Below are 13,775 nucleotides of genomic sequence, written 5' to 3' on the forward strand. Positions count from 1 at the left end.
ATGGCCCGTGGCTTTTTGATCGCAGCACCTGCATCGGGTGCGGGCAAAACCACCATCACGCTTGGCCTCTTGCGCGCGCTCAAACGGCGCGGCCATGCGGTGCGCTCGGCCAAATCCGGCCCTGATTACATTGATCCCCGCTTCCATGAGGCCGCCAGTGGTGCGCCCTGTGTGAACCTCGACGCATGGGCGATGAGCACCGATCGCCTTGCCGCGCTTGCTCACGGATCTGGGGCCCACGGGGCCGAGGAATTACTCATCATTGAAGGCGCGATGGGGCTATTCGACGGAGCCCCGCACACCACCGATCCCGCCCGCGACGGCAACGGCGCCTGCGCGGATCTCGCCAAACTGTTCGATCTGCCCGTGATCCTCGTGGTCGACGCCTCCCACATGGCGCAATCCATCGCCGCCGTGGTCGCGGGCTTTGCCGCCCATGATCCGCGCGTGCGCATCGCTGGGGTAATCCTCAACAAAGTGGGCAGTCTGCGCCATGAGGCGATGTTGACCCGCGCCCTGTCGCCACTGGGAATTCCCGTCCTCGGCACCCTGCCCCGTGATGCAACGCTTGCAACGCCCTCACGTCATCTTGGCTTGGTTCAGGCAGGCGAGCGGCCCGATTTGGACGCGTTTTTGGACCGTGCGGCCGATGCGGTAGAAGCGTCGCTTGATGTTGCGGCCATTCTCACCCTCGCAGGGGACTTTCACAGCCGCGACACAGGCCCACGCACAGCGCCCCCCGCGCAAAGCATCGCCGTGGCGCAAGATGCCGCTTTTGCCTTTGCCTATCCGCATCTTTTGGCTGATTGGCACGCGCAAGGCGCAGAAATATCGACATTTTCACCGCTTGATGACCAACCCGCACCACCCTGCGACCTGATCTACCTTCCCGGTGGATATCCCGAATTACACGCCGGCACATTGGCCGCCAATCACCGCTTTTTACAATCCCTGCGCGAGGCCGCAGCACGGCGCAGCGTCTATGGCGAGTGCGGCGGCTACATGGTGTTGGGCGATGGTCTCACCGATCGCGACGGGGTGCGTCACCGCATGGCGGGTCTGCTCAACCTCGAGACCTCCTTTGCCACCCGAAAACTACATCTCGGTTATCGCAATGCGACGCTCAATCATGGCCCATTCAAAGGCGATTGGACCGCACATGAGTTTCACTATGCCACAACGCTCAAAGCCGAAGGTACTCCGCTTTTGACCGCCACCGACGCCGAAGGCACGGATCTCGATCCTCAGGGCTTGGTCCAAGGCGCTGTGAGCGGATCTTTCCTCCACCTGATTGACCGCGCTTAGGCGCGACGCGTTCGGTTTGCGCTAACATTTGAATGTGCGTTTGCACCTGCGCGAAAATGCGTATGGGGGACGCGACGAGCTGTCCCTTTCCAAGCCTATTCGGGACGGGTAAAGCAGACAGATACGCAATTTGGAATTTGTCCCATGAGCCACACACAGCCCACTGTTTCGCCTGCCGTTGCCCGCCGAAATGTATATATTCTCGTCGGCGCTCAGGCTTTCCTCGGTGCGCAGATGTCGATGATATTCATCATCGCGGGCCTTGCGGGACAATCGCTAGCCACCAACCTGTGCTTTGCCACCCTGCCCATTTCCGCCATTGTGCTCGGTTCGATGATGTCGGCCACGCCGCTATCGTGGGTGATGCAACACTACGGGCGGCGCGTCGGGTTTTGGATCGGAACAACCGCAGGCGCGGTTGGGGCCTCCATTGGCGCGATTGCCTTGTTACAACAAAACTTCTGGCTGTTCGTCTTGGGGGGCTTGTTCACGGGTCTATATCAATCGAGCCAAGGGTTTTTTCGCTTTGCCGCCACGGACACCGCCGACGATGCGTTTAAACCGAAAGCCATTTCATGGGTGATGGCGGGTGGTCTGGCTTCGGCCATCATCGGGCCACAGCTTGTCAAAGCCACGTCACAGGCGATGGTAGTCCCGTTCCTTGGCTCCTATTTGGCCGTGATCGCAATCAACGTCATTGGCTCTGGCCTATTCCTGTTCCTGCGCATCCCCAAGCCGCCCGTGGCAAAACACGGCGAACACCTTGGCCGCTCGACGATGGAACTGCTGCGCACGCCGCGCGTGGCCGTCGCGATCATCGTGGCGATGGTGTCCTACGCACTGATGAACCTCGTGATGACCTCGACCCCCTTGGCCGTAGTCGGATGTGGCTTCGAGCAGAACACCGCCGCCGATATCGTCTCCGCCCACGTTTTGGCGATGTTTGTCCCATCATTTTTCACAGGGGCTTTGATCGCACGGTTTGGTGTTCAGAAAATCATGGCGACGGGTCTGGTCATCCTCGGCACAGCAGGAATCGTCGGCATGTCGGGCGTCAATGTCGAAAACTTCTTTGTCGCTCTCGTCCTGCTCGGCATTGGCTGGAACTTCGGATTTATTGGCGCAACCGCCATGCTCGCCTCCGCTCACGAGCCATCCGAGCGCGGCCGTATCCAAGGGATCAATGACCTGTTGGTGTTCGGCGGTGTAACCGTTGCCTCACTGGCCTCGGGCGGGTTGATGAATTGCTCGGGCGGCTCGGCACAGGACGGATGGACAGCCGTCAACCTCGCCATGATCCCCTTCCTCACCCTTGCGGGCGCGGCATTGATCTGGCTTTGGATGCAACCCAAAGAGAAGTAGGAAAAGGCGTTACGCGGCGCGGAGCCTGTCGCGGTGACGTGCGAGCCATAGGGCCGTGAGATAGAGTGGACCCGTGTCCAGCTGATGCGCATCACACATCGCCATCAGATCGTCGAACGAGACCAAATGCGAACGGATGTCCTCTCCCTCCTCGTCCAAACCAGCCGTGCCCGTCACATCGTCGGGCAGATCAGCGATACCAACGTAGGAAACGATAAATTCGGTCACGGCACCGGGGCTGACATAATACTCAGCCGCTTTGTGCAGCGCGCCTAAGACCACATTTGCCTCCTCGACCGCTTCGCGCCGCGCGGTGGTCTCTGGTCCCTCGCCCGCGTCAACGCGCCCCGCGACAGGCTCATAGACCCACGGATAGGCATCGCCGCGCCCGAACGGGCCAAAGCGCAACTGTTCCACCAGCAGTACACGGTCGCGCACAGGGTCATAGGGCAGCACCGTTGCAGCATCCGCCATCAGAAACACGCACCGCTGCATCTCCTCGCTTTGCGACCCATCAAAGCGGGCATGGCGATAGTGGCTATCTTCCAAAGCGAAATAATTGAGATAGGGCATAACGCGCCGTACCTCGGTCACATTATCGCGCGTCTGGCTCTGGCGACCAGCATCCAAAGCCCGCGGCGCCGTTTGCGCCCGAACACGGGACCATGCGCGGGTGAGAAGTTGATCCAGATGTGGCACAACCGCCTCAACGCTGCGCCCCTGCGCCATATGTGCCGTCAGCTCCACGGCAGCAGCGCGAACAAGTTCTGGCGTCAGGCCACCCTGCCCACGCAAAACCTTATGCACATAAGCAACTTCGTCTGTGGAATAGGTCTCAGCGAGGCCGTCAAAAGGGTCCGCACTCATGACCACCGCCGCGCCGCTTGTTCAGTCAGCCATCCGCCGAAAAACCCGCCAATCAAAAGCGTCACCACGACATCAAAGCGCAGCACCAGAATCGCGTAGTCCTTAAACAAGTCGACCATCCCTACCAACGCATGCATCGGCCCACGATAGCGCGTATCCCAAGCCCGATGGAGCATTTCCTCGAAGGAAAAATAGAACAGCGCCCAAAACACCAGAATGATGATCGCCGTAAAACCATAGGCATAGGCCGCGGCCATCGTGTCCCCCGCACGCTTCCCGACAAAAATCCACCCCACCAGAAACCCGATTGCTCCGGTCATATAGGTGTACCACCCGAACTGTGTGCCTTCGGGAAAGTGTGCCTTTGACACTTCTGCGGCGAACCACGCCAAAAGGGCGAACCAAAGAGCAGCGACAAGTTTTGGAGCTGTGGGCATAGCGGGCCTGTGCGGTTGTGAACGTGATGGTGCATCATTAGCCGACACCCAAAGGCCATCGACCGTTGCGCCAAGATCATCGCGCAAAAGGAGCAATTTCAAGAAATTTTGATGAAATCACCGCGTAATTTCGCCCTTAGGTGCCAATTTGTCCCGCAATCAACGCCTTAACCCGCTTGCCGCCCCGACAGGACGTCAATCACGAGGGCGCGTCATGGTGATTTGCGTCACATCACAGTTGCCCGAATGAAAGGTCGCAGCACAGGAGGTGAGATAGAAATTCCACATCCGCCGAAACCGCGTGTCAAACCCCATGGCCTCGATTTTCGGCCACTTCGCGTTGAAATCCTCAAACCACAAACGCAGGGTCTTGGAATAGCTTTCGCCGAACTCGACGCTGTTTTTAAACGTCAGCCCCGCATTGGCAATCTGTTCCCGCAGCACGCTCGGCGACGGCAACATGCCACCCGGGAAGATATATTTTTGAATGAAATCCACATTCTTTCGATAAATCTCGAACCTGCGATCTTGCACGGTGATGATCTGTAACGTGGCGGAGGCCTCGGGTTTGAGACAGTCGCGAACTTTGGCGAAATAGGTCGGCCAGTATTTTTCACCCACCGCTTCGAACATCTCGATTGAGGCAATCCCGTCGTATTGGCCCGTCTCGTCGCGGTAGTCCTGAAGTTTGAACGTCACACGATCCGACAGGCCCGCGCGGGCAATGCGTGCGGTGGCGTAATCGTATTGCTCTTGGCTGATGGTTAACCCCGTGACGCGCAAGCCCCGCTCGCCCGCCGCATATTCCGCAAAGCCGCCCCAACCACAGCCGATTTCCAACACATGATCGCCCGCATTTGCGCCCATCTCATCCACCATGGAGCGGTATTTGGTGGTCTGCGCCTGCGCCAGTGTCTGCCCCGCGCCCTCATATTTGGCCGAGGAATAGGTCATCGTCTCGTCGAGCCATAAGGCATAGAATTCATTACCTAAATCGTAATGATAGGAAATGTTCTTCTTGGCTTGGCGTTTGGAATTGTTGTTCATCCAATGGCGCATCCGCTCGTAAATACGAACGACACCCATGCCGGGGAACCCGTCATAAAGGTCGTCATTGTCGGCATGGATCAGGTCCATAAAGGCCATCAGGTCGGGCGTGCTCCATCCGCCGTCGAGGTAATCCTCGCAAAACCCCAAATCTCCCTCTCGGATCAGGCGGGCGAAAACATCATTCGAGGCGATGTGAAGTTCGGCTTCCGGCCCTTCCGCTTGGCCCGTTGCGCGAAACACCCGCCCGTCGGGCAACACGAAATCGAGCTGCCCGCGCGCCATATCATTGGCCACGGCAAACACGTTGGAAAAGTAACGCGGCAGATTATCCTGCCCCTCCACCGAGGTTAGGATTTCGGGTTTGGACTCTGCATTCTTATCGAGCATCATGGCTCCCTCGTCTGTTCGTAGCCATCTGTTTCAAACGGGCGTTTTCATCATTCAGTGTACCGCAAAATCCGATTTCGTCACGCATTTCGCTGTGCATAGGCCTCTAGCGCCCTTTCACGTCCCTCTTTGAGCCCTACGACAGGAGCGGGATAGGGAGTCTCTGGCGACAGGCACCACGCCTTTGGAATCGCATCAAAATACGACAGTGAGGTGGCGGATGGATCGCGCTCACCCTCGGCAATCCACGCATGTAAATAGGTGCCGTCCTTGTCGAATTTTTCAGCCTGCCCATCGGGATTGAATATGCGAAAATAGGGCGACGCATCAGGGCCACAGCCCGCCACCCATTGCCATCCCATTGCGTTGGACGCGGGGTCCCAATCAATCAGACACTCCTCGAACCACGCCCGCCCGACACGCCAATGCACCATCAGATGTTTGGTCAGGTAAGAGGCGACAATCATCCGCGCGCGGTTGTGCATTGTGCCCGTCACATAAAGCTCCCGCATGGCGGCATCGACAAACCTGATCCCTGTGCGCCCCTGTTTCCACGCGGTGATCTCGGGCAGGGTTTTATCCTCACGCCACGCAAAGTCATCCCAGCCATCACGGTGGTTTCGAGTTGCCAGATCGGGCTCGTGATACAACAGATGATAGGCAAACTCGCGCCATGTCAGTTCTTTGAGGAAATGCTCGGCTCCTGCGGCCCCTACCTGTGCGGCTTGTGTGCCTGAGTGCCAAATGGTGCGCGGGGAAATCTCGCCGTAGGTCAGGTTTTCGGACAGACCAGAACAGACAGGTTCCGACGGGAAATCCCGCTTGGCCTTATACTGATCGACACTGTTGGCGATGAACGCCTCCAACCGCGCCAAAGCCGCCGGCTCGCCCACATGGCAATAGGGACCCACCACAGCAGCCCCGCGCTGCATCTGTGCGCCAAGCGCCCAATCCGCAAGGACATCGCTATCGGGACAGGCCGCCCACGTCAGGTCGGGCTCTGGCAACGCGGCCGCAATTTCGGTATCTTTCACGGTGCGCCAAAACGGCGAATAGACCTTGTAATATCCGCCTGTTTTCGTGGCCACGGTCCACGGCTCGAACAACAGATGCCCCGCATGACTTTGCGCTATGATCCCCATCGTTTTCAAAGTGGATTTCACATCCGTATCGCGCTCTATCGCGTCCTTGTCGTAGAGCCGCCCCCAATGCACGGACGTGGCACCGACCTCACGCGCAATGGCGGGAATGATCACCCGCGCGTCGCCTTTGCGCAGCAACACACGGCCGCCTTTGGCCTCTATGGTGGCAATCAAATGCGCCAAACCAAGCCCCATGCGCCATTTGGGCGCGGCGCCAAGGGTTTCGACGGTTGCATCACACACGAACACGGGCAGGACTTCGCCCGCCGTGGCGGCGGCGACCAAGGCGGGATTGTCCGAAAGCCTGAAATCGCGGCGGATCCACCAGATTGCTGTCACGCCATTCTCCTTTTGTTTGAAAGTATTACGCAACGCAGATGCATTTGGTTCAAACAAAAACCGCGCCCTCATAAAAAGGCGCGGTTATCTAACGATATGACGGAAATAGCGGGGATTTAGGCGACTTGATCGCGGTCCTCGGCTTGCGCCGCCCACATAGCGGAATACTTGCCATGACGGTTCAAAAGCTCCTCATGGGTGCCGCGTTCCACCATGTGCCCGGCTTCCAGAACCACAATCTCGTCGGCATCCGCCACCGTTGACAGGCGGTGAGCGATGGTGATGACCGTGCGGCCCTTGCCGGCCTCTTTGAGCGCATCCAAAATGTCGCGCTCCGTCTGGGTATCGAGCGCGGATGTCGCCTCGTCCAACAGCAAAATTGGCGGGTCTTTGAGCAAGGTCCGCGCAATGCCGACGCGCTGTTTCTCCCCGCCCGACAGTTTCAAACCACGCTCGCCCACTTGGGTCTCGTACCCTTCGGGCAGGCTTTGCACGAAGTCATGGATGCGCGCCTTTTTCGCCGCGGCCACGACCTCCTCAAACGTCGCGCCACCACGCCCGTAAGCGATGTTATAGCGGATGGTGTCATTGAACAGCACCGTATCCTGCGGCACCACACCAATGGCGCGGTGCAGGCTCTCTTGGGTCACGTCGCGCACATCTTGTCCGTCGATTTTAAGAGCGCCACCCGTGACATCGTAAAAGCGGAACAGCAAACGCCCGATGGTCGATTTGCCCGAACCAGATGGGCCGACAATGGCAAGTGTTTTCCCCGCAGGCACCTCTATCGACACCCCGTGCAGAATTTCACGCGCAGGGTCGTAGCCAAAAGCGACCTTATCCAGATGCACAGTCCCGCCCTTGATATCAATCGGTGCGGCGTCCTCTTTGTCCGTGATTTCAGCGGGTTGGTGCAAGAGGGTAAACATCTCTTCCATATCAACGAGCGCCTGACGGATATTGCGATACATCGATCCGAGGAAATTGAGCGGCATGGTGATCTGGATAACGAAGGCATTCACCATCACGAAATCACCGACGGTAATCGTCCCGTTCTGAACACCCACCGCCGCCAGAACCATCGACCCGATCAGACCACAGGTAATGATGAACGACTGACCGAAATTGAGAAAGGCCAAGGAGTTTTCGGTTTTGATCGAGGCCTTTTCATAGCCCGCCATCGCCACATCATAGCGCTCGGCCTCGCGGCGTTCGGCGACAAAGTATTTTACCGTTTCAAAGTTGAGCAGACTGTCGATGGCCTTTTGGTTGGCATCGGTATCCAGATCGTTCATTTCCTTGCGGATTTTCACCCGCCATTCGGTGACTTTGAGCGTGAAAATGATGTAGCCGATAAAGGTAAACAACAAGATCACCATATAGGGCCACCCGAGTTTGGTGCCGACGATGACCAAAACCATCAGCAATTCCAAGACAAGCGGTCCGATGGAGAACACAAGGAACTGCAACAAGAAGGCCACGCCTTTGACCCCCCGTTCCATAATACGGCTCAACCCACCCGTTTTGCGCGTGATGTGGTAGCGCATGGACAGCGCGTGGATGTGGTTAAAGGTCTCTAGGGCAAGCGCACGGAGCGCCGCATTGGACACGGGGGCAAAGACCACGTTGCGCAGCTGTTGGAAGCCGTTCGACATGACGCGCGCGCCACCGTAGGCCACGGTAAGACCAATCGCGCTCAGTGCCATATACCACGCCGCACTGTCGCCTTCTCCCGCTAACCGATCAACGGTCCACCCGTAAAACAGCGGCGTCACCGCCGTCAGCACCTTGGCAATCGCCAGAAATGTGAGGGCAATGACCACCCGCCCCCGCACCGCGTTGTTATCCTTGGGCCAGAAATAGGGAACCACACGACGGATCACCATCATCCCGTCAGAAGGGCCATTGGTCGTGGTTACACTTGGACGTCCGCGCATGGGGTAAATACTCTTTTGGGAAGGGAGCTGAAGAGGATTGGGCTAAGAATATGTCAGACTTAGTGATCTGAGCGTCAGACGCAAGGTACAAGCTGTCGCAAGCGGGGTGTGCGCAGCGCAAATTGCCTGCGAGGGATCACAGCATTGGTAGGTCTATCGGTCACGACGCGTCCTATTCGGGCAGCACGAACACTTGACCAGGATAAATCAAATCGGGATCGCGGATCTGGCTTTTATTGGCATCAAACACCCGCGCGTACAAGAAACCGGACCCATAGCTTTCCGTGGCGATCCCCCAAAGCGTATTACCCGGCTGAACCGTGACAGAGGCAATGCGTGACGGCGGTTTTGGCGTGGCTGCTTGTTCCGATGCGCCGACCGGATCGGCAGTCGCTTGCATGGCTGCCTCAGATGTCTGAGCGCTGTTCTGACCCGTCGCTGAAACCGCAGTTTCTGCGTTCGTACTGTCCGCTTTTGCTTTAGCGGCGATGGCCGCGCCCTCTTGCTCCACTTGGCCCGCAATTTGCGCCAAAACGGCCACATCTTCGCGTTTGAACGGGGTTTCGGCGCGGGTCACAACGGTGCCATCTGGGCCAATTTGATCCGCCCGCAAGGTATAAACGCCTGCCGCCACATCTTTAAGCTCGACACGCCATTGTCCGTCCTCACCCGCGCGGGTTTGGGCCGTCAGAACTGTATCAAGATACAGACGGATCGCCGCGCCACTTGGCGCACGTCCTGAGGCAAACACACGCCCTTCGGGATCATAGGTCAGCGCGTCGATGCGCACAGTGGCCGCATTTGTGCCTGCCTGTTGAATAACCTTTACGCCCTCATCGTCGGCTTTGAGAACGGTTGGCGTTTGGTCTACGGGCGCAGGTTTCGTCGCAACGTCTGTAGACTCTGGTGTGACGTCTTTTGCCGCGTTTTCAGACACAGTTGGAGCAGGTGCGACGGGCGTCTCTGCTGTCGCCATTTCTGATGCCTCTGGCTGCTCCTCAGGTTCAGCCTGTTCGTTTGGCGTTGCCTGATCTTCTGGCGTTGCGGCGGCAACTTCAGGCTCCGGCGTTACGGTCTCGGCGTCCTCCTCCGTGACAGCATCGGTCATCGTCTCATCCGCTGAAGCGGCAACGACGGGTTTTGCGGCGGGAGCAACAATAATACTCGTGTCGGCAAAGGTGGTTTTACTCCCCTCGACCACACCAACTGTCATCTCACGCACAGCATCGGAGGCCATGAGATCAAACAAGGCGACAAATTCGCCGCGAGCATTGGTTGTCGCACGGCTGACCTCGGCCCCATCAACATAGATCACCACATCGGTATTCGCAGGGGCATGTCCTGCCACCGTGGTGATCCCTTCGGGAGGGATGCGCACGATATCAACAATTACAAGTGGGCCGTCCAGTTCCGCGCCACTTGGAGCAGCCACGATGTCACCTTGTTCCTCAATGATATCAAGAGGCAACGCGTCCTCACTCACCACAGGAGCGGAGTTCTGGGCCGTGGCCTCACCCGTTTGTTCGGCGGCGGGTTCATCGGCCATCTCGGCGGAGTGTTGCTCTGTATCTGCCCTGGGTTCGACACTGGGCGTTTCAGGCTGAGTTGTGGCGATTTCCGTGGCAGGTGTGGCATTTCCCGTCTCAGAGACAAGCGGCTGCGCGGCCTCGCTGGTGGCGTCCTGATCTGGAGAGGCAACCCAAAGACCGATGCCAATTACGGCGGCAATCGCGATCACCGAAGCGGCCGCGATCGGGACCGTGGCGCCACTGAATGCATTTTTGTCTGACATATACCCTGTTCCGTCCCATCGTTAGCCCACCCGTTCTTTGACGGGTTGAGGCAACCTAGCAACGGGTCTAACAAGGGTCAAAGACTTCCTGAGTTTCAATCCCTTGCAAGTGAGGCACTCCCATGACCCGTTCCACGCACCCTGCCCTGTCCGTCTGTGTTTATTGCGGGGCGCGAGAGGGCGCCAAACCCTCCTACATGGCGGCGGCAACAGATCTGGGACAGTTGATCGCCGATGAAGGCTGGCAATTGGTCTACGGCGCGGGAGATGTCGGCCTAATGGGCGCGGTTGCAAGAGCGGCACAGGCCGCACGCGGAGACACCTTTGGCGTGATCCCCGTGCATCTGTTGGACATGGAAGTGGGCAAACGCGATCTGACGTCCTTCATCGTCACCGAAACCATGCACGAGCGCAAAAAGGTCATGTTCATGAACGCCCATGCGATTGTGGTTCTCCCTGGTGGTGCGGGGTCGCTCGACGAGTTTTTCGAGGTGCTGACATGGAAACAGATCGGGCTGCACGACAAGCCGATCTTTTTGCTGTCCATCGACGATTACTGGGCCCCGCTCGAAGGCCTCATTGACCATGTGATTGCCGAAGGCTTTGCCGCCGCCGACCTCAAAACGTCGTTTCAAACCATCTCTTCGATTGGAGAACTCAAGGCAGCTTTACGCGCTTTGCGGGCCTGACGATCCGCGCGGATAGCCTGAAGCGAGAACAGCGTCACAGCAATCCAGACCATCGGGAGCGCGACGATGTGGAATGTGGTGATGATCTGACCAAAAATCACAACAGACACAATGAGTTGAAGCGTGGCGTTATAGTAATGCCCAAGCCCCAAAGTGGACAACGCCACACGGTTGGCCGCCATTGCAAACAACACCAATGGCACCCCTGTCATCACGCCTGAGAAGGCCAACAAAAGGCTATCGAGCCACGACGATCCGAACGCGCCCGCGGCCTGTGTCTCGCTGCTACCCCATCCCCAAAACTGTGCGCCGATCAAATAGGTCAACGACAGCGGCACAAGAATTGTCGTCTCGGCGGCCATCGCCAATGTCGGTCCTGCTTTGAGCCCCTTTTTGAAGCCGCTATAGCCGATGAAACTGGCCGACATCGCAAGTTACAACCACGGCGCATGACCAAGCCCGACGGTCAGCACACCGACAGCGACAACTGCGAGAGCCATCGCCGGCCATTGAAACCCCTTGAGCGGCTCGGAAAACACCGCCCATCCGACGGCTGCGGCCATGATCGGCGAGATATAATAGGCAAGAGATGCTTCCAGCGTCTGCCCGTTCTGGATTGCAAAGACGAATAAAAACCAGTTCACGGACACAAAGAAAGCTGCGGGCGCAATGCGGTACAACCCGTCCCATTTCGACTGCGGGCTCAGAACCGCCCAAAGTTCACCCAAGCGACCTTGAAACACGATGATGGAAAAGAACGCGACAAAGGACCAGACAGTGCGATGCGCCAACACCTCAAGGGCGGGCACATGACTTACCTCGCGGTAATAAAGTGCGGACAGCCCCCAAATCGTGTAGGCGCCGACCAATGATAGAATTCCAATTGTGCGTTCGCTCATAAGGTCACAAACGCGAAATTTTGGCGGCGGGCAAGCGTAAAAACGGCTCCACCTGCTCAATCAGGCGCACAGATGGTCACGACCGTGATTTCGGGTGGCATGTTGAACCGGACAGGGATTTCGGAACAGCCGATCCCACCGGAAACGATCAAAACCCGATCATCGGCGTCATAGCGCCCGTAGGAAAAGGTCTCTTGTTCAGCGGCCATAATAATCGGGGAGCGGTTTCCGATGCGGATTTGCCCGCCATGTGTATGACCCGAAAGCGTGACCACGCATTGCGCGGGAACGTTGGGAAAGAGATCCGGCTCATGCGCCAGCAAGATCACCGGCGCATCATCCGTGACGGAGGCCATCGCCTGATCAATGTCATCGAACCCCTCGCCTTCGGGGCCCTCATCAAAGGGGCGTTGATCGGCAAGGCCCACAACCCAGACGTCGCCGCCAGTATGGGACAGTCGCGCCGCTTCATTGTCCAAAAGCGGAATGCCATGTTCGTGCAGCGCCAATTGCGCCTCGCACGGACGCAGCTCCTTTGCCGCGTCCCAGTCCTGCCACCAATCGTGATTGCCCAAAACAGCAAAGGTGCCGAGCTTGCCCTTGAACGCCTTGAGCGCTCCGATGATCTCGTGCTTCCCCGTCTGCCCCCATGTCCAACTGTGCGCGGCGGTGTAATCCCCCAAAAGGACGGCCAGATCGGGCTCAAGGCGGTTGGCCTTTCGCGTGATCCGGCGCACCCGCGACAAGGGGATATGTGGCGCACCTGCGTGCAGGTCGGAAATGATGACGATCCGCAACGGCGCCCGTGCGCCCCATTGAGGCACCTCAACTCGGTAGCGGACAATTTTGAGACGCCATGCGGGTTCAATCCACAGAGCGTAAAAAAGGGCCAGGAGCAACGCCCCCAGCCCGATGTAAAGGATCGTAAGCACGAAGCTTAGCCGAGACGCGAAGCAACGTTTTCCCAGTCCACAAGCTTCTCGAGGAAGTTGGTCAAGTAGGCGGGACGTTTGTTGCGGAAGTCGATGTAGTAGGAGTGTTCCCAGACATCACAACCAAGAAGCGCGGTTTGACCAAAGCACAGCGGGTTCACGCCGTTTTCGGTCTTGGTCACTTTGAGCGAACCATCGGTGTCTTTGACGAGCCATGCCCAACCAGAGCCGAACTGGCCTGCGCCGGCGGCTGCGAACTGGGATTTGAACTCGTCAACGGAGCCAAAGCTCTCAACGAGGGCTTTTTCAAGCTCAGTTGGGATCGCGTTGCCTTTTGGGCCCATCATTTCCCAGAACTGGTTGTGGTTCCACAGCTGCGAAATGTTGTTGAAGATACCGTTTTGTGCGACCGATGATTTGTCATAGGTGCCGACGATGATCTCTTCGAGCGACTTGTTTTCCCACTCGGTGCCTTTGATCGCGGCGTTGCCGTTGGTCACATAGGCGTTGTGGTGCAGGTCGTGGTGATACTCAAGCGTCTCGGCGGACATGCCGAGATCGGCAAGGGCGTCGTGTGCGTAAGGGAGATCGGGGAGTGTGAATGCCATGTGTCAGGCCTCCTATGAGTTTCAAATGC

General features: G+C 57.9%; 13 protein-coding genes. 3 read left to right on the forward strand and 10 right to left on the reverse strand.

The genetic code is table 11. The features are described from left to right. Both ACN0TS_RS00190 and ACN0TS_RS00195 read left to right on the forward strand, forming a co-directional pair. Positions 1–1,305 carry a cobyrinate a,c-diamide synthase gene (locus tag ACN0TS_RS00190; protein WP_417257302.1) on the forward strand — a complete coding sequence of 435 codons (1,305 nt, stop codon included), beginning with the start codon at positions 1–3 and terminating at the stop codon, positions 1,303–1,305. A gap of 144 nt (positions 1,306–1,449) precedes the next feature. Next, complete coding sequence (locus tag ACN0TS_RS00195) at positions 1,450–2,667, forward strand: MFS transporter (RefSeq protein WP_417257303.1); 1,218 nt, start codon at positions 1,450–1,452, stop codon at positions 2,665–2,667. Positions 2,668–2,676: 9 nt separating this feature from the next. Here the strand turns inward: ACN0TS_RS00195 and ACN0TS_RS00200 are convergent, their stop codons facing one another. The 6 genes from ACN0TS_RS00200 to ACN0TS_RS00225 form a co-directional block, all read right to left on the reverse strand. Further along, positions 2,677–3,534, reverse strand: coding sequence for an NUDIX domain-containing protein (locus ACN0TS_RS00200; RefSeq protein ID WP_417257304.1), 858 nt, complete (start codon positions 3,532–3,534; stop codon positions 2,677–2,679). Beyond that, positions 3,531–3,971 (reverse strand): TrgA family protein, encoded by a 441-nt coding sequence (locus ACN0TS_RS00205; protein ID WP_417257305.1) that lies wholly within the window; start codon positions 3,969–3,971, stop codon positions 3,531–3,533. The genes ACN0TS_RS00200 and ACN0TS_RS00205 overlap by 4 nt, the downstream gene beginning before the upstream one ends. 195 nt (positions 3,972–4,166) lie before the next feature. Then, on the reverse strand, positions 4,167–5,411 hold the full coding sequence (locus tag ACN0TS_RS00210) for a class I SAM-dependent methyltransferase (RefSeq protein ID WP_417257306.1): 1,245 nt from the start codon (positions 5,409–5,411) through the stop codon (positions 4,167–4,169). A 77-nt stretch (positions 5,412–5,488) separates the two neighbouring features. After that, positions 5,489–6,889 (reverse strand): cryptochrome/photolyase family protein, encoded by a 1,401-nt coding sequence (locus tag ACN0TS_RS00215; RefSeq protein ID WP_417257307.1) that lies wholly within the window; start codon positions 6,887–6,889, stop codon positions 5,489–5,491. Positions 6,890–7,005: 116 nt separating this feature from the next. After that, positions 7,006–8,826: an ABCB family ABC transporter ATP-binding protein/permease gene (locus tag ACN0TS_RS00220; RefSeq protein ID WP_417257308.1), complete on the reverse strand. Its 1,821-nt coding sequence runs from the start codon at positions 8,824–8,826 to the stop codon at positions 7,006–7,008. A 172-nt stretch (positions 8,827–8,998) separates the two neighbouring features. Next, positions 8,999–10,618 carry a LysM peptidoglycan-binding domain-containing protein gene (locus ACN0TS_RS00225; RefSeq protein WP_417257309.1) on the reverse strand — a complete coding sequence of 540 codons (1,620 nt, stop codon included), beginning with the start codon at positions 10,616–10,618 and terminating at the stop codon, positions 8,999–9,001. A 122-nt stretch (positions 10,619–10,740) separates the two neighbouring features. On the opposite strand from ACN0TS_RS00225, the gene ACN0TS_RS00230 reads away from it, so the two are divergent. Then, on the forward strand, positions 10,741–11,307 hold the full coding sequence (locus tag ACN0TS_RS00230; protein ID WP_417257310.1) for a TIGR00730 family Rossman fold protein: 567 nt from the start codon (positions 10,741–10,743) through the stop codon (positions 11,305–11,307). On the opposite strand, the gene ACN0TS_RS00235 is transcribed toward ACN0TS_RS00230, so the two are convergent. The 4 genes from ACN0TS_RS00235 to ACN0TS_RS00250 are packed head-to-tail and all read right to left on the reverse strand — an operon-like array spanning position 11,250 to position 13,746. Next, positions 11,250–11,735: a hypothetical protein gene (locus ACN0TS_RS00235; protein WP_417257311.1), complete on the reverse strand. Its 486-nt coding sequence runs from the start codon at positions 11,733–11,735 to the stop codon at positions 11,250–11,252. The two genes, ACN0TS_RS00230 and ACN0TS_RS00235, sit on opposite strands and share 58 nt — an antisense overlap. Before the next feature lie 6 nt (positions 11,736–11,741). Further along, on the reverse strand, positions 11,742–12,206 hold the full coding sequence (locus ACN0TS_RS00240; protein WP_417257312.1) for an EamA family transporter: 465 nt from the start codon (positions 12,204–12,206) through the stop codon (positions 11,742–11,744). Between the two features lie 56 nt (positions 12,207–12,262). Further along, a complete protein-coding gene (locus ACN0TS_RS00245; protein WP_417257313.1) occupies positions 12,263–13,138 on the reverse strand; it encodes a metallophosphoesterase in 876 nt (291 codons plus the stop codon). A gap of 5 nt (positions 13,139–13,143) precedes the next feature. Then, complete coding sequence (locus tag ACN0TS_RS00250; RefSeq protein WP_417257314.1) at positions 13,144–13,746, reverse strand: superoxide dismutase; 603 nt, start codon at positions 13,744–13,746, stop codon at positions 13,144–13,146. Positions 13,747–13,775: the final 29 nt, after the last annotated feature.

Source organism: Celeribacter sp. (assembly GCF_048266405.1).
GTDB lineage: Bacteria > Pseudomonadota > Alphaproteobacteria > Rhodobacterales > Rhodobacteraceae > Celeribacter.

Excerpts from the sequence above, each read along its gene's own strand:
- ACN0TS_RS00190 (WP_417257302.1), top strand. The coding sequence starts at position 1 with ATGGCCCGTGGCTTTTTGATCGCAGCACCTGCATCGGGTGCGGGCAAA.
- ACN0TS_RS00195 (WP_417257303.1), top strand. The coding sequence starts at position 1,450 with ATGAGCCACACACAGCCCACTGTTTCGCCTGCCGTTGCCCGCCGAAAT.
- ACN0TS_RS00200 (WP_417257304.1), bottom strand. The coding sequence starts at position 3,534 with ATGAGTGCGGACCCTTTTGACGGCCTCGCTGAGACCTATTCCACAGAC.
- ACN0TS_RS00205 (WP_417257305.1), bottom strand. The coding sequence starts at position 3,971 with ATGCCCACAGCTCCAAAACTTGTCGCTGCTCTTTGGTTCGCCCTTTTG.
- ACN0TS_RS00210 (WP_417257306.1), bottom strand. The coding sequence starts at position 5,411 with ATGATGCTCGATAAGAATGCAGAGTCCAAACCCGAAATCCTAACCTCG.
- ACN0TS_RS00220 (WP_417257308.1), bottom strand. The coding sequence starts at position 8,826 with ATGCGCGGACGTCCAAGTGTAACCACGACCAATGGCCCTTCTGACGGG.
- ACN0TS_RS00225 (WP_417257309.1), bottom strand. The coding sequence starts at position 10,618 with ATGTCAGACAAAAATGCATTCAGTGGCGCCACGGTCCCGATCGCGGCC.
- ACN0TS_RS00230 (WP_417257310.1), top strand. The coding sequence starts at position 10,741 with ATGACCCGTTCCACGCACCCTGCCCTGTCCGTCTGTGTTTATTGCGGG.
- ACN0TS_RS00235 (WP_417257311.1), bottom strand. The coding sequence starts at position 11,735 with ATGTCGGCCAGTTTCATCGGCTATAGCGGCTTCAAAAAGGGGCTCAAA.
- ACN0TS_RS00240 (WP_417257312.1), bottom strand. The coding sequence starts at position 12,206 with ATGAGCGAACGCACAATTGGAATTCTATCATTGGTCGGCGCCTACACG.
- ACN0TS_RS00250 (WP_417257314.1), bottom strand. The coding sequence starts at position 13,746 with ATGGCATTCACACTCCCCGATCTCCCTTACGCACACGACGCCCTTGCC.